The sequence below is a fragment of the Haloglomus litoreum genome, assembly GCF_029338515.1.
GTDB lineage: Archaea > Halobacteriota > Halobacteria > Halobacteriales > Haloarculaceae > Haloglomus > Haloglomus litoreum.
In genome coordinates this window covers 3,648,894-3,666,488 of record NZ_CP119988.1, presented here as the reverse complement: position 1 = coordinate 3,666,488, position 17,595 = coordinate 3,648,894, and the positions used below count along the sequence as shown (strand labels likewise).

Below are 17,595 nucleotides of genomic sequence, written 5' to 3'. Positions count from 1 at the left end.
GAACTGGCCACCGAAGAGATTTGTGAACCGCGGGGCTGGGTCCGCGTATGAAGCTCCTCGGTGGCAGCATCAACCTGGTCCTCGTCCTCCTCGTCGGCGCCACCATGGCGGGTACCGCCGGGGCGACCCTCTACTACCAGGAGTCGGTCGAGGACCTCAGAGACCGGAACGAGCAGCTCCGCGAGCAGAACGCCGAACTGGCGACGCAGGTGGACGAGAAGCAGGAGCAGCTGGCCGCGGCCGAGCGGCGGCTCCGGAGCCTGAACCGGAGCATCGACACCCGGCAGTCCGACCTGCAGCGGGTGACCGAGGACCTCCGGGAGACCGAACAGCAGTTGCGGGAGGCCGAGGACGAGCTCCTGCAGACCCGCGAGACGCTGCAGACCGCCCGCTCGCAGCTCGTCCAGCTGCGGACGGAGAAAGAGGACCTCGAGGAGCGGGTGGACGAGCTGGAGACGAAGCGACAGCAGCTCCGGTCGACCAACGCGGACCTCGAGGACCGCGTGGACACCCTCGAGGGGCGGGTCGACTCGCTGGACGGGCTCGTCACGCGGCTCCGGAACCGGACCAGCACGCTCCAGTCCGAGGTGGAGACGCTCGAGACCGAGAAGGGGAACCTCGAGGCCGAGAACACCCGCCTGGAGGACGAGAACCAGGAGCTCCGGACCGAGAACGACGAGCTCGAAGCGGAGAACCGGCGGCTGAAACGGGAGCTGGAGGAGTGCCGGAACAACAACGACGGCAGCAGCGGGTCGAACTCGTGACCGACGATGCGCCGGACGGTGGCGCCGGAGCCACCCCGAACGACGATGCCGCTCCGACCGACGACCCCGACGACGAGCCGGCGGGCGACGCGGTCCCAGCCGGGGAACTCAGGGAGCGCGTCGAGCGGGCCGTCCGGCAGGTCCGGTGGGAGGCCCGGAAGGCCGCGGCGGTCCACGCCGTCGTCGACGGTGTGGTCGTCCTCCTGGCGGCGAACCTCGCGCTGACCGTCGCCGGAGTCACGCTCCCGGGGCCGGCCCGGCTGGACCTCGCCGTCGTGGTCGGCCTGGGCGTCGTGGCGGCCATCGCCGAGTTCCTCCTCCGAACCCGGCAGCCGCTGGTCGAGCAGTTCGAGGCCGCGAACCCGGCCGTCCGGGAGGCGCTCCGGACGGCCCGCGACGCCGCCGCGGACGGCGCGGAGACAGGGATGGCCCGCCGCCTGTACGCCGACGTCCTCGACGGGCTCCGCTCGGCCTCAAGCGGCGACCTGATCTCGACCCGGCAGGTCTCGGCCGGCGCCGGCCTCGTCGCGGTGCTGGCGGTCTCGACGGTCGTCGTCAGCGCCGCCGGTCTCGGCCTCGGCCTGGGTCCCGACGCCGGCCCGGGCGGGCCGACCGACGGCGACCTCCCGCCGGGCGGGTCCAGCGACTACGACGGCCTGCAGGACGGCGACGCGGTGCTGGGCGAGGAGACGAACGTGAGCGAGGGCGACGAGGCCGAGGACGTCGTCATCGGCGGGAGCACCGGCGGGGCCGGCGACGCACCCGCCAGCGACGGTGGCTTCGACACCGGCGGGTTCGCCGCCGAGGGCTCGTACGACGCCCAGCAGGCCGGCTTCGACTCCCCGGACGACGTGGAGAACGCCGACATCATCCGGGAGTACAACCTCCGCATCCGTGCCGAGGACGACGAGACGTGACGAGACGAGACGCAACCACGGTCCCCGACTGCCACACATGAGTCAGGATACCACGACGGACGACCTCGAACTGGACATCGACGAACTGCAGACGAAACTGGCGCGCGTCCGCGAGGAGGTGGGCAAGCGGCTGGTCGGCCAGGAGCGCGTCCTCGAGGACCTGCTCGCCTGTGTCCTCGCCGACGGGAACGCCCTGCTGGAGTCGAACCCCGGTCTGGCGAAGACGCTCACCGTGCGGACGCTCGCGAACGTCACCGATCTGGACTTCTCGCGGATCCAGAACACGCCGGACCTGATGCCCTCGGACGTCACCGGCACCGAGATCATCCGCGAGGGGGAGGGCGGCAGCCGGGACTTCGTCTTCGAGAAGGGGCCGGTCTTCGCCAACATCGTCCTGGCCGACGAGATCAACCGCGCGACCCCGAAGACGCAGGCCGCGCTGCTGGAGGCGATGGAGGAGAAGCAGGTGACGGCCGGCGGTGAGACCCGGGCGCTCCCGGAGCCGTTCTTCGTGATGGCGACGCAGAACCCCATCGACCAGGAGGGGACCTTCCCGCTCCCGGAGGCCCAGACCGACCGCTTCCTGCTGAAGATCCTCGTCGACTACCCCGAACTGGACGAGGAACTGGAGGTGGTCGACCGCTACACGAGCCGGGTCGACCGGACGATCCCGGTCGAGCAGGTGTTCACCCGGGACGAGATCCGGGACGCCCAGGTCCTCACGCGCGAGATGCCGATCGCCGACGACATCCGGGAGCGGGCGGTCCGGCTGGTCCGCGAGACACGGGCGGCCGACCACATCGAGTACGGCGCCTCGCCCCGCGCGAGCATGGCGCTGGTGGTGACGGCGAAGGCACGCGCGCTCATCGAGGGCCGGGCCTACGTCAGCGAGGACGACATCGAGCGGATGGCGAAGCCGGTGCTCCGCCACCGCATCATCGTGGACTTCCGCGCCGAACGGGACGGGATGACCCCCGACGACGCCGTCGACGAGCTGCTATGACGGGCCGTCGGACCGTCGAGGGGGACCGATGACCATCGACCCCTCGTTCCTCGACGAGCTGGAGCGGTTCGCCCGGGCCCGCGAGCGGGACGTGGCCGACCGACGGCAGGGCGAGCAGCGGACCCGCGACCGGGGCGAGGGACTGACCTTCGCTGACTACCGGCGCTACTCGCCCGGCGACGACACGCGCCGCATCGACTGGAAGCTGTTCGCCCGCACCGACGAGTTCTACGTGACCGAGTACGAGGCCGAGCGCAACCGCACGCTCCACGTCCTGCTCGACACCAGCGGGTCGATGGGGTTCGCGGGCGACGAGGCGACTCCGACCAAGTTCGAGTTCGCAGCGAAACTGGGCCTGGGGTTCGCGTACCTGGTCGCCCGCGACCACGACGAGTTCCGGTTCTCCCTGTTCGACGAGCGCCCGCGCCGCATCGACCGCGGTCGGTCGAACCGAGGCGAGGTGCTGTCGCTGGTCGACGAGGTGGATGGGATCACGCCCGCGGGCGAGGGCGACTTCGGCGCGGCGCTGGAGGCGTACGCCGACGAGATCGGGTCGCGGTCGCTGGTGCTGGTCTGCAGCGACTGCCTGGCGCCGGTCGACGAGGTCGAGCGCGGGCTGGAGGCGCTGGCCCGGAACGAGGTGATACTCGCGCGGGTGCTGGACCCGGTCGAGCGCGACCTCCCCGTGAGCGGCGATGTCGTCGCCGAGGACCCCGAGTCGACGCGGTCGTTGCGGACCCACGTCGGGCGCCGCCGCCGCGAGGGGTACCGCTCCCGACTGACCGACCACGTCGACGACGTGGCCGAGCGGGCACGGACCCTCCGGGTCGCTCACCGGCTCGTCGAGACGGACGCGGACTTCTTCGACGCGTTCGGCGAGGTCTGGACGGCCTGAACCGACGCCCCACGCCGACCGACTCCGGCCGAGAGCGTGGCGGCGCCGCCTACAGCCCGAGGAACCGGCGGACGCCGCTCGCGGGCTGGGTGTTCAGCACGTCCGCGGGCTCCGCCCAGCCCCGGCGGGCCGTGTGGACACCGTACCGGATGTACGCGTAGCTCTCGGGCCGGTGTGCGTCCGTGTCGATGGCGATGGTGGCTCCCTGCTCGATGACCTGTTTGACGGCCGCGCCACGGAGGTCGAGCCGGCGAGGATTGGCGTTGATCTCCAGTGCCACGCCGTGCTCGGCCGCGGCCTTCCCGAGCGTCTCGAAGTCCAGGTCGAGCCCGGAGCGCTGGTTGAGCTGGCGGCCCGTCGGGTGGCCGACGATGTCCGTCGCGGGGTGTTCGATGGCCGCGACGAGGCGGTCGGTCCCGTCCCCATCCAGCGCGGCGTGCGGGGCGGCGACCACACAGTCCAGTTCGTCCAGCACGTCGTCGGCCACGCTCAGCCCGCCCTCGGCGTCGATGTTCGCCTCGACGCCGGTGAACACGTCCACGTCGGCGTCCGCGTCGACCGCGCGCACCTCGTCGACCTGCTCCAGCAGCTCGTCGTCCTCCACGCCGACGCCGCCGACCATCCCCGGGCCGGTGGCGTGGTCGGTGATGGCGATGTACTCGTGGCCGAACGCGGCGGCGGCCTCGGCCATCTCCGCGACCGTGTTGTTGCCGTCGGACCAGTCGCTGTGGAGGTGGAGGTCGCCCCGGAGGTCGGGCCCCTCGACGAGGTCGGGGAGGTCGCCGGCCGCGGCCGCGTCGACCTCGCCGCGGTCCTCGCGCAGCTCTGGCGGGATCCACGGCAGGTCGACGGCGGCGTACATCCCCCGCTCGGACTCGCTCGCGACGCGCTCGCCGGCGCGGGGCCCCGCCTCGTCGCGTTCCTCTTCGCTCAGGCCCGAGATGTCGAAGACGCCGTACTCGTTCATCGTCAGCCCGCGCTCGATGGCGCGGTTGCGCACCCGGACGTTGTGGTCGCGGTTCCCCGTGAAGTACTGGAGCGCGGCCCCGAACTCGTCCGGGTCGACGACACGCAGGTCGACGCGGAGGCCGTCGGCCCGGACGGACGCCTTGGCCTCGCCCGCCTCGATGACGCGGTCGGTGCCGTCCCAGGAGGTGAACGCCTCGAACACGGTTCCGGGCTCGTCGCTGGAGACCAGCACGTCCACGTCACCGATGGTGGGCTTCCAGCGCCGGAGCGACCCCGCGGGCTCGGCTCGCTCGACGGCACTCTCGGCCTCCAGGTGGTTGATGATGCGGTCGGCGAGCGGCCGACCCTCGCCCAGCAACTCGCGGCCATGGCTCTCCCGGGCGAACGCGATGCCCTCCAGGATGTTCTGCTCGGTCTTCGGGCCGAAACCCTTCACGTCCTGTATCTCGCCGGCCTCGGCCGCAGCCTCCAGGTCGTCCAGCGTCTCCACGCCGAGTTCGCGGTAGAGGTCGCCGACGGTCTTCGGCCCGACCCCCTCGACGCGGGTGAGCGCCCCGATGTCCGCCGGAAGCTCGGCGCGAAGCTCCTCCAGCTCCTCGATGGTGCCGGTCTCGACGTACTCGACGACCTTCTCCGCGATGGCGTCGCCGACGCCCTCGATCTCCCGCACGGCGTCCTCGCCCTCGGCGACCAGGCCCGCCACGTCGGCCGGGTGGCCACGGATGTTCTCCGCCGCCCGGCGGTAGGCCCGTGGCTTGTACTCCACGTCCATCGCCTCCAGCCGGTCGGCCATCTCCTCCAGCAGGTCCGCGACGGCGGCGTTCTGGGTCATTGTCGTGACCGACTCGCGCCGGCGTGATAGTTCGGACGGGTGGTGCCGGAGCGGGAGGCTTTACTCGTGGGTCGCCGAAGCGCGCGTATGAGCCTCCCCGCGGTCCTCCGGAAGGACTTCGAGGACGCCGTCAGGTCGTACTCGCTGCTGGCGTCGGTCCTGCTGTTCGCCCTCTTCGCGGCCCTCATCGCGGCCCTCCAGTTCTTCCCGACGCTGTACGTAGACGACGGCAGTACCGCCCCAGCGACCACGCTAGCCCTGCTGAACAGCATGCGGCAGCCGGCGGTGTTCTTCGTCCCGCTGTTCGGACTCATGGTCGCGTACGACACCATCGTCGGCGAGCGCGAGAGCGGGAGCATCCGTCTCCTCCTCAGCCTCCCCAACTCACGGCTGGAGGCCGTGCTCGGGAAGTTCCTCGGCCGCACGGGCGTCGTCGCGGCCGCGGTCCTGGCCGGGTACGCCGTCGCCGGTGGCATCGCCCTGGTCACCTACGACTCGTTCGACGGCGCCGTCTTCACCCTCTTCACGCTCCTCACGCTGGTCTACGGGGCCGTCTACGTCGCCATCGCCACGGGGTTCTCCGCGGGGATGCGGTCGCGGCTCGGCGCCTTCGTCGGAGCGGGTGGCCTCTACTTCCTGTTCATCATCGGCTGGGACATCGCGCTGTTGCTGCTCCAGCTGGCGATCTACGGGCAGGACATCCCGGAGGCCGGGCTGCCCGACTGGTTCAACTTCGTCGGGATGCTGAACCCCTCGACCGCCTTCATGCACGCGGCCCGGACCGTCATCCCGGCGTACCGCGAGATCACCTTCTACCCCGAGGCGAGCGCCGCCTACGCCCAGGGCTGGGTCGGGTTCCCCATCCTCGCAGCCTGGATACTGCTCCCGCTCGCCTTCGGCTACCTCCGCTTCCAGCGGTTCGAGATCTGACCGCCGTCCCACAGGGTCGGACGCCCCCCGCCGTCGGGCGCCACGCCCCCGCCGCCACGCCACCGTCGGACGCTCCCACGACGGGTACGGACGGCTCCGGGTTCCGATGCCCCGTCCGGTAGACACGGCGGGTCAGTAGCCGCCGCGTTTCCCCGTATCGTCCTCGCGGCCGAGCGCCTGCTTCAGGAACTTCATCCAGCGCTTCTTGTCCGCGGCTTCCTGGGCCTTCGCCTCCTGTTCGATGCTCGTCGGCCCGAGCGACTGCAACGCCTCGAGCGCCCGGTCGATACCGATGATGGACTCGACCAGCACCTCCCCCTCCTCGAACGTCATGTCCGTGTCCTCGTCCTCCAGGCGTTGCTTGCGCTGGAGGCGCTCGCGCCGGAGGTTCTTCTTCGCCTCCTCGACCTTCTCGCGCTCGCCCGGCGGGACGGTGTCCCGGCGCTTGATCTCGAAGACGAACTGGTGCAGTTCGACCGTCTCGCCCTGCACCTCGATCTCGTCGGGGATGTCAGCACCGAGCGTGGCCCCCTCGCGCTCGACGCGTTCGAGGAGCTGTTTCCGCTCGAACTCTCGCATTACGTGTACTGTTGTTCCTCTGGCTGATTAGTGGCGCGCTCCGGGCGTGGTTCGATGGTGAGTGCTGGTGATACTGTGACCGCCGCGGTCCCCTTGAAAGCCCCCGGGCGCTGGGGGCGCCGCGGCTCGCTGTGCGCTTCGGCCTCGCTTCACTCGGCCTGCAGTGCTTGCGTCGCCGGGGCACCGCCCAGCGCCCGGCCCCTTTCAGTCCCACCCGGTTCGGTGTCGCACGGAACGTCGTCACTCGCTGGACTGGTGTGTACGATGTCGGCTGCGGCGGATTCGACCCCTACGCCAGCGGCGTCCGCTCGACGACGGTCCCGTCGTACGTGGGATACTGCTCGACGATCTCGCCCTCCTCGGCGTCGCCGTCCTCGACCATCTCCTCCAGCAGCCACCACGCCAGCTCGACGTGGTCGGATTTGACGGTGTAGAACTCGTCGGGGACGCCGAGCGCCTCCAGTTCGGCCTCGTCGAGCCAGGTCTTGCCGTAGACGAGCGTGCCGTCGTCGGTGACCTCGTCGAACGGGCGGCGGATGTTCCGGGCCATCCGCTTGAGGCGGTTGCGGTGCTGGGCGGCGTCCTTGAACACGCTCGTACAGAAGTAGACGCGCTCGTGGTCGCCCATCACCTCGAGGATGTCGTGGCTCCCCTCGACGGCGCTCATGTGGCCGTCCTTCAGCTCGAAGCCCGCCTCCTGCATCCGGCGGTAGTTCCCGTCGGACATCTCGAACTCGTTGATGTTGCAGAACTCGGCGGCCCCCTCGTCGAGGAACTCGAGGAACTCCGGCTCCGCGCGGATGCCCGGGATCTCGAACGACGGAGTGAGGCCCTCCTCGCGGGCGATGTAGAGGATCTCCTCCCACTCGGTCCCGTGGAGGTCACCCCACAGTTCGAACGGCGGGTGGAAGCGGATCTCGTCGAGGCCGGCCTCCGAGAGCCGGCGCATGTTCTCGCGCCCGCCCGTGATGCCCGTGTACAGGTGCGTGTGGTGGTCCTCACCGAACTCCTCTTTGAGCAGCGAGAGGTAGCGGGTGGTGCGGGCCATCGCCTCCTGGGGCTCGCCGCCCGTGATGGAGGTGCCGAGCGCGTCCATCCGTCTGGCCTCCTCGATGACGTCCTGGTCGGACTCGACGGGGCGCTCGTTGGCGTACACCTGATTCACGTTCTTGCGGTTCTCGCCGAGGGGGCAGTAGAAGCAGTCGCGCTGGTCGCAGTAGCCGTAGACGAACAGCACCATCTTCCCGCCGTCCGCGCACTGTTCGCACCCCTCGGATATCATCGTGTGTCTGCTCCCTGTTGTCGGAGCGACGTGAAAAGTCGTGCGTCTCGGGTAGCCGCGTGCGGCGGCGGCACACGGGAGCGCCCGGGAACCGCCGGAACCGGCGAGGTGTGGGTCGGTGGCCGGCCCCCGTCGGCGTCCGTCCAGAACGCACCCCCTGGAACCACGAATTGACACCATATGCGCGAAATATAAGGTGTACGTATCGTATTATCTACTTGAATCGGACATACACACAACTTTTTAGGCATTCGATTGTATGAACACGAGTGATGGCAGTACGCGAGACAACGGATGACGGAAGCGACCTCGAAACGACGACCGGATACTCGACCGGGCACGCCTGTCCGGACTGCGGCGCGAACGTGATCAACGGGCAGGGGCTCTACACCTGCTCGGAGTGCGAGTTCACGCTGGCGCCCACCGTCGGCACGGCGGACCGGGCGTTCGACCACCCGGTGTTCCTGCTCTGATGGCCGCCACCGAGCCCTCCGGCGAGAGCGACCCGCTCGCCGGCATCCCGGCGGCCACCTGCCCCTTCTGCGGTGGGGCGACGGGCATCGTCAGCGACCTGGCGACCTGCGGCGAATGCGGGTGGATGGACGCCGCCTGATTCGACCGGCGAGCGATGACCGTGTGCCATATCCTGGTTACGTCTCTACTATCTGCCCTATTCGATCTCTCTGGTACAGATAGTGACATCTGGGAACTTGTATCGCATTTTATCCTCGAGGGCGGTGTGCAGGTGGAGCAACGCTCCGGTCGGCCGACAGACCCATAGCCCCCGACCGGCTCCCCGCAGGTGTGCAAGACGAGACGACGGGCCGGCGCCGTCGGGCCCTCCTCGCCACGGCGGGGGCAGCCCTGGCATCGGGGCTGGCGGGCTGTGCCGCGCTCTCCGGTGAGGTCGCGCTGGACGCCGGGCGTGCCACCGTCGCGCGGCCCGCCCTCGACGCGACCCGCTACGACGAGGCGGGCATCACCGGCATCCCCTTCGAGCGCCGGGTGACGCTGGGTCCGGCCTCGCGGGACGTCCGCGTGACCAATATGCTCGCCGAGTACGACCGACGGGTCGGCCTCGACACGGGTCTCGGGCTCCCGACCGATGCCCGCGCCGCGGTGTTCGCGACGTTCACGACGCCCGCGGTCGAGGTGTTCGGTCGGACGCTCAATCCAGTCGGGAACCTCTCGACGGCGGAGCTCGCCGACCTGATCCAGCAGCACTACGGTTCGATCCGCGACCTCTCGCAGGAGGGGCGACTCGAGGGGGGACTGCTCGGATCGACGACGACACTCACCCGCTTCACGGCGCGGGCGGAACTGCTGAGCGCCGGCGTGGCCTCGACCGAGGTGCCCATCTACCTCTACGTCGGGAACCCGGTCCGGGCGGGCCCGGACTTCGTGCTCACGGTCGCCGCGCATCCGCAGGCCGTGGGGCGGCGCGAGGACACCGTCCGGACGCTGCTGTCGGGCGTGGAGCACGAGACGGCCGGGCGTGGCGGCGAGGCGGGGGGCTGACGAGCCCGGACGACGTGGTCGTGTACCCACAAGCGAATTAACCCGCGGCGTCGTAGCCGTGCGCGACCGTGCTGCTCGTCCTGTGTGTCGACCTCGACGACGACCTTGGCCGGAAGACGGACCACGACACGCCCGTCATCGGCCGCTCCTCAGTCGAGCGTGCGGCCGTCGACCTCGCCACGGCCGACCCCGAGGATTCGGACGTGAACGTCTGCTTCGAGGGGTGTCATCTCTACGACCGCATCACCGACGAGACCGTCGAGGTGGCCGTCGTCACGGGCAACGAGCGCGGCGACGTGGCCGCCAACCGCGAGGTCGGCGACGAGGTCGACACCGTGCTCGCATCCCTCGCGACCGGCGAGGACGTCCGCGCGCTGGTCGTCACCGACGGCGCCCAGGACGAGTCCGTCATCCCCGTCATCCGGTCGCGGGTTCCCATCGACGGCGTCCGACGCGTCGTCGTCCGGCAGGCCCAGGACCTGGAGTCGATGTACTACACCTTCAAGCAGGTGCTCTCGGACCCCGAGACGCGGGGGACCATCCTGGTCCCGCTGGGCATCCTGCTACTCATCTACCCCGTGGCCATCCTCGCCGACCAGCTCGGACTGCCTGGGTCGACACTGGGGCTGGTGTCGGCGCTGCTCGGCCTCTACATCCTCGGGCGGGGGCTCGCCGTCGAGCGGACCGTCGACCGCGTCGTCGAGCGCGCACGGACGAGCCTGTTCACCGGCCGCGTGACGCTCGTCACGTACGTCGTCGCGGCGGCGCTGCTCGTCGTCGGTGGGGTCACCGGCGTCGAGGTGGTCGAGACGCTCCGGGCGACGGCGGGCGGCCAGCTGGGGCCGGGACAGACGCTCGCGGCGCTGGTCAACGGCGCCGTCGAGTGGTTCGCCGCGGCCGGCGTCATCGCCTCGCTCGGGCGCATCACCGACGAGTACATCGCCGGCGGCTTCCGCTGGCGCTACCTCAACGCGCCGTTCTACGTCGTCGCCATCGCCGTCGTCCTCCACGGCGTGAGCGCGTTCTTCCTCGCGCTCCCGTACGCCGACCTCGCGTACCTGGCAGCCGCGCTCGCAGGCGGGACGCTGCTGGGGCTGTTCAGCACGCTCGCGTTCGCCATCGCCGAGCAGCGCTCTCCCCGCCGCCCGGACTCGAAGGCCGCGTAGCGATGGGACCGCGCCCACGGCCACGGTGATGACGCTCGTCGCCACTACTCGCGGGGCCGCTTCGTCCCCGAACGTCCCTGTCGGGACCCGAGTCCGGCGTCTGCGGTCCGAGACGGATGTCACGACTCCCGGCAATGCTGGGCGAGAGGGGCGCCCTCATATCCCGTGGGGTGGATGGGCGGGTATGAGCGACGACTCAGACGACCGCCAGCTCGCGACCGACTCGCTGCACGCCGGCCAGGAGCCCGACCCCGCGACGGGCGCCCGTGCGCCGCCGCTGTACCAGACCACCTCCTACGTCTTCGACGACGCCGAGGACGCCGCCGCGCAGTTCGAGCTCTCGAAGCCGGGCTACATCTACTCCCGGCTGATGAACCCCACCCTGGAGACGCTCCAGGAGCGCCTCGCCGCACTCGAGGGCGGGGTCGGCGCCGCGGTCACGGCCTCCGGGATGGCCGCGTTCGACCTGACGACGTTCCTGCTCGCCGAGGCCGGCGACAACATCGTCTCGGCCTCCTCGCTGTACGGCGGCACCTACACCTACCTCACCCACACCGTCGAGCGCCGCGGGGTCACGACGCGCTTCGTCGACACGCTCGACTACGACGCGTACGCCGAGGCCATCGACGACGACACCGCGTACGTCCACCTCGAGACCATCGGCAACCCCGCGCTGGACACGCCGGACATCGGGCGCATCGCCGATATCGCCCACGAGCACGGGACGCCGCTGTTCGTCGACAACACGTTCGCGACGCCCGCGCTCTGCCGGCCGCTCGAGCACGGCGCCGACCTCGTCTGGAACTCCACGACGAAGTGGCTCCACGGGTCCGGGACCACCATCGGCGGGGTCGTCGTCGACGGCGGTTCCTTCCCGTGGGCGGAGTACGCCGAGGACTACCCGGAGATCGCGAAGGACAACCCGGCGTACCACGGCGTCAACTTCGCCGAGACGTTCGGCGAGCAGGCGTTCACCTACGCTGCCATCGCCCGCGGGCTCCGTGACCTGGGCAACCAGCAGTCCCCGTTCGACGCCTGGCAGACCATCCAGGGCCTGGAGACCCTGCCGCTGCGGATGGAGCGTCACTGCGAGAACGCGATGGCCGTCGCGGAGTTCCTCGACCAGCACGACGACGTCGCGTGGGTCAACTATCCCGGCCTCGAATCGCACCCCACCCACGACACCGCCAGCGAGTACCTCGACGGGGGCTACGGCGGGATGATCACCTTCGGGCTGGAGGGGGGCTACGAGGCCGCCCGAACGACGGTCGAATCGACGGAGCTGGCGAGCCTCCTCGCGAACGTCGGCGACGCGAAGACGCTCATCATCCACCCCGCCTCCACGACCCACCAGCAGCTCACCGAGGAGGAGAAGGAATCGTCGGGGGTCACGGACGACCTCGTCCGGCTCTCGGTCGGCATCGAGGACCCCGGCCGCATCATCGAGGACCTCCGGCAGGCCATCGAGTCGGCGAACTGAGACGCGGCGTGGGGGTGGTGGTCGGCGCCGACGCGACGGGTGCCGGGCGAGTGCCCCGGGGCTCGACTCCGGGGCGGTTCACTCTCGCCGTGCCCGTCGGTCGGCCGCCGGTCGCTCCTCGGCCGACCCGTCCACAGACCGGTCTCCGGTGCTGTGTGACTGCTGGGTGACGTACCGGTATCCCAGTGCGGTGAGAAGCCCGAGCGAACCCCCCCAGACGAGGTGGTTCACGAGCAACAGCCCGGAGAACGTCGGGACGGGAACCGGTGTTCCGAGCAGCCGCAACCAGATGGGGGCCACGAACCCGGCCGCGACCAGCCAGACGGCCAGCCCCCACGCCGCCCCGAGGACCACGTACGCCGGGACGTGGTCACGATACCGCGCCGGGGCGAACGAGACGAGCCCGGCGAAGACGAACGCGAAGACCGCGCTGTGGAACTCGTGCGTGATCCACCCCACGACGGGATCGTTGATGCCGTAGAACACGCCGATGGCGGCGACGGAGCCACCGAGCTGTTCCGACATGAGGCCGTAGAGCACCCCGGCGAATACCGACGCACCGAGGATGACGGCCAGGTGTGGGACCGACGGTCGGATGCCGGTCAGTCCCGTGGAACTCGACTCGATACCTGTCGTCCGGTGCTCGGTACGGGGGAGGACGACCGTGACGGTGGTCCCGTCGTCGGTGACGTCGGTCTCGATTTCCCCGCCGAAGCTCTCGACGATGAGGCGGACGATGTTCAGGCCGTAGCCGTCCCTCGGGTCGTCGAACTCGGTTATCTCACCCGTTTCGAGGAGCCGTTGCTGGGGTTCGGGGAGGCCGGGGCCGTGGTCGCGGACGCTGAGGCGGACGCTGCCGTGGACGGTCGTCACCGCCACCTCGACATCGGTGTCCGCGGCCGTGTGCGTGACCGCGTTCTCGAGGAGCTGGGTGATGACCTGCTCGAGGCGCTCGCTGGCCTGGACCGACAGGTCGTCCGGCAGCGGGTCGACCGAGATGGTGGCGTCCGGGTGGCGCTCGCGGACGGTCCGGACGCTCGCCCGGAGTTCCGCTACGAGGTCGGTCGTGACATCCGGGGCGTCGCTCGTCGTCGCGCTCCAGGTGAGGTACGATACGTCCTCGATGGTCTGTGCGATGGCGGCGGATCGCTTCTTGATCGTCTCCGAGACACGGCCGCTGTCGTCGTCCAGCGTCGTGTACCCCTGGATGACGTTCACAGCGTTGAGCACCTCGTGGCGGAGCATCCGGTTGAGGACCTCGAGCCGGTTGGCCTGCTGCTGGAGGGCGTCGTTCTGCCGGCGGCTGCGAGCCGCGTACAGTCCCGTCAGGGTGCCGCCGATGCTCCCGCCGATGAGGAACGTCGAGAGCGTGGTTCCGGACCGGACCGCCTCCATCGTGGGGATGCCGCCGGCGGAGCCGAGCAGTGTGAGGACGACGAGCACGAGCATCGCCCCGGTGCCGATGACACACCAGCGCGCTGCCGACCGGACGAGTCTGGGGTCGACATCGGCGACGACGAGGGCGACCCCGAAGGCGGCCAGGACGAGGCCGAGCACCAGCGGCACGACGCCGGCGAAGTAGAAGCGGATCGGGTCCTCGTAGACCGCGAGCGCCACGGTGAACCTGGTGAGGACGAACCCGATGCCAGCGATGACGAGTCCGCTGTAGTTCGCTCGGTGGCCCATCGTTTCACTATCCGAGTTCTCTCGGATAAGCGTTCCTGGCAGCTTACCCCGCTCGCCACACCGACGCGTCCCGGCTCACCCCTTCAGCCCACTCCCGCTCAGGCCGACCACCACGTCCGCGTCCGTTCCGAGCACGCCCCGCTCCCGATACGCGCGCAGGGCGGCGGGCGCGACCGCACACGTCGGCTCGACGTAGAACCCCGCCCGGTGGCACGCGTCGAGTTCCCGCTCGACCGCCGCCGCGTCGAGCGCGATGGCGTCCCCATCGGTCGCCTCCACGGCATCGACGATCTCGTCGAACCGGACCGGCTCCCGTATCTGGATGCCGTCGGCGGCATCGTTCTCGCCGGCGGCTGCCTCCTCGCCGTGCAGTGCCGCCACGACGGGCGCGTAGCCGGCGGCCTGGGCGCCCAGCAGCCGCGGCATCGAGTCGATCCACCCCGCATCGTGGAGCGCACGGAACCCCCGGTACGCGCCGAGGAACATCGTCCCGTGGCCCAGCGGCAGGACGACGGCGTCGGGCACCGACCAGTCGCGCTGCCACGCGAGTTCGTACGCCATCGTCGCGGTCCCCGCGAAGAAGTACGGGTTCCAGGCGTGGCTGGCGTACCAGCCCTCTCCCCGCTCGACGGCCGCGACGCAGGCGTCGGTCACGTCCTGGCGCGACCCCTCGATGCGCTCGACCGCGGCCCCGGCACGCTCGATGGCCCGGACCTTCACCGGCTTCACCGACGCCGGCACGTACACCGCGCAGTCGATGCCCGCCCGCGCCGCGTAGGTGGCGATGGCGGCGCCCGCGTTCCCCGAGGAGTCCTCCACCACGCGCTCGACGCCCAGTTCGGCCGCCCGCGAGAGGACGGCCGTCGCGCCGCGGTCCTTGAACGACCCCGAGGGGAGCGTCCAGTCGAGTTTGAACTCGGCGTCCCAGTCGGGCGCCTCGACCAGCGGTGTCGGCCCCTCGCCCAGCGTCACCTCGGGGTCGACGGGCAGGAACTCCGAGAACGCCCACAGCCCCCGCGAGAAATCGAGGTCGGCTTCGGCGGGCGAGTCGGCCGCCGGCAGGGGCTGTTCGTAGTCCAGCGGTGCCCCGCACTCGCAGCGCCACCGGTCGGCGTACTCGTTTCCACACGAGGGGCAGTGGAGGTCGACCATGGACGTGGTCAGGCGCGGTGGTGGCGTGTCGGTTTCGGTCGTTCGTGCCGTGGACCGGTTCCTTCGAGTAGGTCCTCCCGGAACTGGCGACCGATGCCCGTCTACGACAGGTCCCCCGCGACCGACATCAGAGTCATCGACCGCTGGGCCGGCGGCGTCGGCTGGCTGGCTCACCCCGACGAGGAGGGCCGCCGCGCCAGCCACGCCGTCCGCGCCGACGACGGTGTCTGGGTGCTCGACCCGGTGGACGCGCCCGGCCTCGACGAGTTGCTGGCCGACCTCGGCGACCTGGCCGGCGTGGCGGTCTGCTCCAGCTACCACGCCCGCGACGCCGGCGCCGTCGCCGAGCGACACGACGTCGCCGTCCACATCCCCCGATGGATGGACCGCGTCGCCGGGAAGGTGGACGCTCCGGTCGAGCGGTTCGACCGCACGTTCGGTGCGAGCGGCTTCCAGCTCCACCGGTTCGAGCCGCTCGGGATGTGGCAGGAGGCGATCGCCTACCGCGAGGCCGACGGCACCCTCTACGTCCCGGACCTGCTCGGGTCCGGACCGGGCTACACCGTCGGCGACGAGCGGGTCGGCGTGGTGCTCTCCCACCGGCTCGTCCCGCCGCGGGAGACGCTCGGCGCCCTCGACCCCGACCGCCTGCTGTTCGGCCACGGTGAGGGCGTCCTCGACGACGCGGGGGCCGCGCTGGCCGACTGTCTCGACGGCGCCCGCCGCCGATTCCCCCGGGCGCTCGTCGGCCAGCTCGGGACGAACCTGCGGCTGCTGTTCGCTTCGATGCGGGGCTGAGTCGGCGGACGATGGTATCGGGGACTCCGCACGTCCACACCGGAGCGGGGGCACCGTCCGGAGCGCGTGGGGGCGGGTGACGGGTCTCCGAACGTCTCCGCGGCGTGGGGTGCCGCCGAAGTCGGCAGGCGAATCGCTGGCCAGTTCCCGCAGCGACGCGCTCCGTGCGCCATGGGGAGGCCCGACGACTGAAGAGTTCTCAGTACTGGTCGATGTCCGTCCCGACGCTACAGACGTACTCCCCGGTCGCGATCTGCGGGAGGCGCCGGGTCCGCCAGAAGATGCCCGCGGTGTCGGCGGTGACCTCGCTCTTGACGGTGCCGAACGCGTCCGTCACCTCGAACAGGGTGTCGCCGCGCTCGACGGTGTCCCCGAGGTCGGCGTGGAACGAGACGAGACCGCCGGCGGGGGCGCCGTACTGCTCGAACCCCGTCGCCCGGGTCTGGCTGTCGGGGTCGTGGGTCCCGTCGAGGAAGTCGTAGTAGGTGAGGACGTTCATGACACCCTCCAGACCCAGGCGGATGGACTCCTCGTCCCAGCCGACCGAGCCCCCCAGCTCCGGGTCGATGGTGGGGATCCCCTCGTCGGGGGCCGCGCGGGCGAGCTGGCCGTCCGGCCCCTTCTGGTCGAGGATGTAGCCACAGCCGAACACCTTCGCGAGTTCCAGACAGTCCCGGTGGAGGCGGTGGCGCGGGCCACAGCGGACGCGGGTCTCGTTGATCATCCGGCTGGTCGACCCCTGGTGGAGGTCCAGCACGAGGTCCGCGCGGGTTGCGGCGTCGAAGGTGGCGGCGGCGATGCGCTCGCTGGCGGTGCCGTTGGTGTTGCCGGGATAGGCGCGGTTGAGTTTCGTGTCGTCGATGGGGTTGCGGTGCTCGGCGATCTGGAAGCCGTAGTGGTTGACGATGCCGACGACGAGGACCGTCCCCGAGAGCTCCTTCGGGTTGATGCGTGGGTAGAGCCGCTGGACGACGCCCAGGCCGTTGAGCTCGTCGCCGTCGCTGACGGCCTGGATGTAGAGCGTACGACCGTCGCGTGCCCCGTTGACGACGGCGACCGGCAGGCCGACCTCCGACCCGTCGCGGGCCTCGCCGACCGTCAGGCGACCCGTGTCCTTCTCGCCGGGGGCCGCGCTCGCCGTCCCGAGGCTAGTCATGAACGTTAGTCATCCCGGGACCGCTATTAGGAGGTTCGGTATCCGCCCGCCCTGCCGGTTTCGGGAGCCATCGTCGGGGGCAGGTCGTCCGCGATGCCAACCGATTTGCCTGCGCACGCCGTACGTCCAGGTGTGTCCGACCGCGACGCCGAACACGCCACCGACGGGGACCGGAGCGGTGAGGCCGGTGCCCCCGGTTCGGACGTTCCCGACCGTCCGGGCGTCGCCAACGTCGTCGCGGCCCTGAACGTCCGCCGGAACGCCGCCGTCGGCTTCGCGCTGGGCGTCGCGTTCACCGTGTTCGTCGTCTACGTCTACGTCGTCGTTCCCGACCGGCCGTACTCGCTGGCGCTGTGGGCGACGCTGGGGTTCGTCCTCGCGGTCGGGACGGGGCTGCTGCTGACGGCGGTCCTCACGCTGCGCTCTGCACTCCACCGGGCACGGGAGCTGGAGTAGGTGCGGCCGATA

18 protein-coding genes are annotated in these 17,595 nt (G+C 70.6%); 12 read left to right on the top strand and 6 right to left on the bottom strand.

What is annotated here, in order from left to right; genetic code table 11:
* Positions 1–47 precede the first annotated feature (47 nt).
* The 4 genes from P2T62_RS18420 to P2T62_RS18405 are packed head-to-tail and all read left to right on the top strand — an operon-like array spanning position 48 to position 3,579.
* Positions 48–764 (top strand): hypothetical protein, encoded by a 717-nt coding sequence (locus P2T62_RS18420; protein WP_276258480.1) that lies wholly within the window; start codon positions 48–50, stop codon positions 762–764.
* Positions 761–1,681 carry a DUF7502 family protein gene (locus tag P2T62_RS18415; RefSeq protein ID WP_276258479.1) on the top strand — a complete coding sequence of 307 codons (921 nt, stop codon included), beginning with the start codon at positions 761–763 and terminating at the stop codon, positions 1,679–1,681. The genes P2T62_RS18420 and P2T62_RS18415 overlap by 4 nt, the downstream gene beginning before the upstream one ends.
* A 37-nt stretch (positions 1,682–1,718) precedes the next feature.
* Positions 1,719–2,684, top strand: a complete 966-nt coding sequence (locus P2T62_RS18410; protein ID WP_276258478.1) for an AAA family ATPase — start codon at positions 1,719–1,721, stop codon at positions 2,682–2,684.
* Between the two features lie 28 nt (positions 2,685–2,712).
* Entirely contained in the window at positions 2,713–3,579 is an 867-nt protein-coding gene (locus P2T62_RS18405) for a DUF58 domain-containing protein (RefSeq protein ID WP_276258477.1), read from the top strand.
* A 49-nt stretch (positions 3,580–3,628) separates the two neighbouring features.
* Here P2T62_RS18405 and polX read toward each other — a convergent pair whose 3' ends face one another.
* On the bottom strand, positions 3,629–5,380 hold the full coding sequence (polX, locus tag P2T62_RS18400; RefSeq protein WP_276258476.1) for a DNA polymerase/3'-5' exonuclease PolX: 1,752 nt from the start codon (positions 5,378–5,380) through the stop codon (positions 3,629–3,631).
* An 87-nt stretch (positions 5,381–5,467) separates the two neighbouring features.
* On the opposite strand from polX, the gene P2T62_RS18395 reads away from it, so the two are divergent.
* Positions 5,468–6,310, top strand: a complete 843-nt coding sequence (locus tag P2T62_RS18395; protein ID WP_276258475.1) for an ABC transporter permease subunit — start codon at positions 5,468–5,470, stop codon at positions 6,308–6,310.
* 132 nt (positions 6,311–6,442) lie between these two features.
* Here the strand turns inward: P2T62_RS18395 and P2T62_RS18390 are convergent, their stop codons facing one another.
* Positions 6,443–6,889: a DUF5788 family protein gene (locus P2T62_RS18390; RefSeq protein ID WP_276258474.1), complete on the bottom strand. Its 447-nt coding sequence runs from the start codon at positions 6,887–6,889 to the stop codon at positions 6,443–6,445.
* A gap of 289 nt (positions 6,890–7,178) precedes the next feature.
* A complete protein-coding gene (locus tag P2T62_RS18385) occupies positions 7,179–8,171 on the bottom strand; it encodes a radical SAM protein (protein WP_276258473.1) in 993 nt (330 codons plus the stop codon).
* Between the two features lie 272 nt (positions 8,172–8,443).
* On the opposite strand from P2T62_RS18385, the gene P2T62_RS18380 reads away from it, so the two are divergent.
* The 5 genes from P2T62_RS18380 to P2T62_RS18360 all read left to right on the top strand — a co-directional run bounded on the left by P2T62_RS18380 (position 8,444) and on the right by P2T62_RS18360 (position 12,335).
* Complete coding sequence (locus tag P2T62_RS18380) at positions 8,444–8,644, top strand: hypothetical protein (RefSeq protein WP_276258472.1); 201 nt, start codon at positions 8,444–8,446, stop codon at positions 8,642–8,644.
* Positions 8,644–8,784, top strand: a complete 141-nt coding sequence (locus tag P2T62_RS18375) for a hypothetical protein (protein WP_276258471.1) — start codon at positions 8,644–8,646, stop codon at positions 8,782–8,784. The genes P2T62_RS18380 and P2T62_RS18375 overlap by 1 nt, the downstream gene beginning before the upstream one ends.
* A 191-nt stretch (positions 8,785–8,975) precedes the next feature.
* Positions 8,976–9,689 carry a DUF6517 family protein gene (locus P2T62_RS18370; RefSeq protein ID WP_276258470.1) on the top strand — a complete coding sequence of 238 codons (714 nt, stop codon included), beginning with the start codon at positions 8,976–8,978 and terminating at the stop codon, positions 9,687–9,689.
* Between the two features lie 68 nt (positions 9,690–9,757).
* On the top strand, positions 9,758–10,855 hold the full coding sequence (locus P2T62_RS18365) for a DUF373 family protein (RefSeq protein ID WP_276258469.1): 1,098 nt from the start codon (positions 9,758–9,760) through the stop codon (positions 10,853–10,855).
* Positions 10,856–11,039: 184 nt separating this feature from the next.
* Entirely contained in the window at positions 11,040–12,335 is a 1,296-nt protein-coding gene (locus P2T62_RS18360) for an O-acetylhomoserine aminocarboxypropyltransferase/cysteine synthase family protein (protein ID WP_276258468.1), read from the top strand.
* Between the two features lie 78 nt (positions 12,336–12,413).
* On the opposite strand, the gene P2T62_RS18355 is transcribed toward P2T62_RS18360, so the two are convergent.
* Both P2T62_RS18355 and P2T62_RS18350 read right to left on the bottom strand, forming a co-directional pair.
* Positions 12,414–14,021 (bottom strand): ATP-binding protein, encoded by a 1,608-nt coding sequence (locus tag P2T62_RS18355; protein WP_276258467.1) that lies wholly within the window; start codon positions 14,019–14,021, stop codon positions 12,414–12,416.
* A gap of 75 nt (positions 14,022–14,096) precedes the next feature.
* A complete protein-coding gene (locus tag P2T62_RS18350) occupies positions 14,097–15,173 on the bottom strand; it encodes a pyridoxal-phosphate dependent enzyme (protein ID WP_276258466.1) in 1,077 nt (358 codons plus the stop codon).
* Between the two features lie 93 nt (positions 15,174–15,266).
* On the opposite strand from P2T62_RS18350, the gene P2T62_RS18345 reads away from it, so the two are divergent.
* A complete protein-coding gene (locus P2T62_RS18345) occupies positions 15,267–15,971 on the top strand; it encodes a hypothetical protein (RefSeq protein ID WP_276258465.1) in 705 nt (234 codons plus the stop codon).
* Between the two features lie 199 nt (positions 15,972–16,170).
* On the opposite strand, the gene P2T62_RS18340 is transcribed toward P2T62_RS18345, so the two are convergent.
* Positions 16,171–17,127, bottom strand: a complete 957-nt coding sequence (locus P2T62_RS18340) for a succinylglutamate desuccinylase/aspartoacylase family protein (protein ID WP_276258464.1) — start codon at positions 17,125–17,127, stop codon at positions 16,171–16,173.
* Between the two features lie 132 nt (positions 17,128–17,259).
* Between P2T62_RS18340 and P2T62_RS18335 the strand changes: the two genes are divergently transcribed.
* Complete coding sequence (locus P2T62_RS18335) at positions 17,260–17,583, top strand: DUF7536 family protein (RefSeq protein ID WP_276258463.1); 324 nt, start codon at positions 17,260–17,262, stop codon at positions 17,581–17,583.
* Positions 17,584–17,595: the final 12 nt, after the last annotated feature.

Excerpts from the sequence above, each read along its gene's own strand:
- P2T62_RS18420 (WP_276258480.1), top strand. The coding sequence starts at position 48 with ATGAAGCTCCTCGGTGGCAGCATCAACCTGGTCCTCGTCCTCCTCGTC.
- P2T62_RS18410 (WP_276258478.1), top strand. The coding sequence starts at position 1,719 with ATGAGTCAGGATACCACGACGGACGACCTCGAACTGGACATCGACGAA.
- P2T62_RS18405 (WP_276258477.1), top strand. The coding sequence starts at position 2,713 with ATGACCATCGACCCCTCGTTCCTCGACGAGCTGGAGCGGTTCGCCCGG.
- polX (WP_276258476.1), bottom strand. The coding sequence starts at position 5,380 with ATGACCCAGAACGCCGCCGTCGCGGACCTGCTGGAGGAGATGGCCGAC.
- P2T62_RS18395 (WP_276258475.1), top strand. The coding sequence starts at position 5,468 with ATGAGCCTCCCCGCGGTCCTCCGGAAGGACTTCGAGGACGCCGTCAGG.
- P2T62_RS18390 (WP_276258474.1), bottom strand. The coding sequence starts at position 6,889 with ATGCGAGAGTTCGAGCGGAAACAGCTCCTCGAACGCGTCGAGCGCGAG.
- P2T62_RS18385 (WP_276258473.1), bottom strand. The coding sequence starts at position 8,171 with ATGATATCCGAGGGGTGCGAACAGTGCGCGGACGGCGGGAAGATGGTG.
- P2T62_RS18380 (WP_276258472.1), top strand. The coding sequence starts at position 8,444 with ATGGCAGTACGCGAGACAACGGATGACGGAAGCGACCTCGAAACGACG.
- P2T62_RS18375 (WP_276258471.1), top strand. The coding sequence starts at position 8,644 with ATGGCCGCCACCGAGCCCTCCGGCGAGAGCGACCCGCTCGCCGGCATC.
- P2T62_RS18360 (WP_276258468.1), top strand. The coding sequence starts at position 11,040 with ATGAGCGACGACTCAGACGACCGCCAGCTCGCGACCGACTCGCTGCAC.
- P2T62_RS18355 (WP_276258467.1), bottom strand. The coding sequence starts at position 14,021 with ATGGGCCACCGAGCGAACTACAGCGGACTCGTCATCGCTGGCATCGGG.
- P2T62_RS18350 (WP_276258466.1), bottom strand. The coding sequence starts at position 15,173 with ATGGTCGACCTCCACTGCCCCTCGTGTGGAAACGAGTACGCCGACCGG.
- P2T62_RS18345 (WP_276258465.1), top strand. The coding sequence starts at position 15,267 with ATGCCCGTCTACGACAGGTCCCCCGCGACCGACATCAGAGTCATCGAC.
- P2T62_RS18340 (WP_276258464.1), bottom strand. The coding sequence starts at position 17,127 with ATGACTAGCCTCGGGACGGCGAGCGCGGCCCCCGGCGAGAAGGACACG.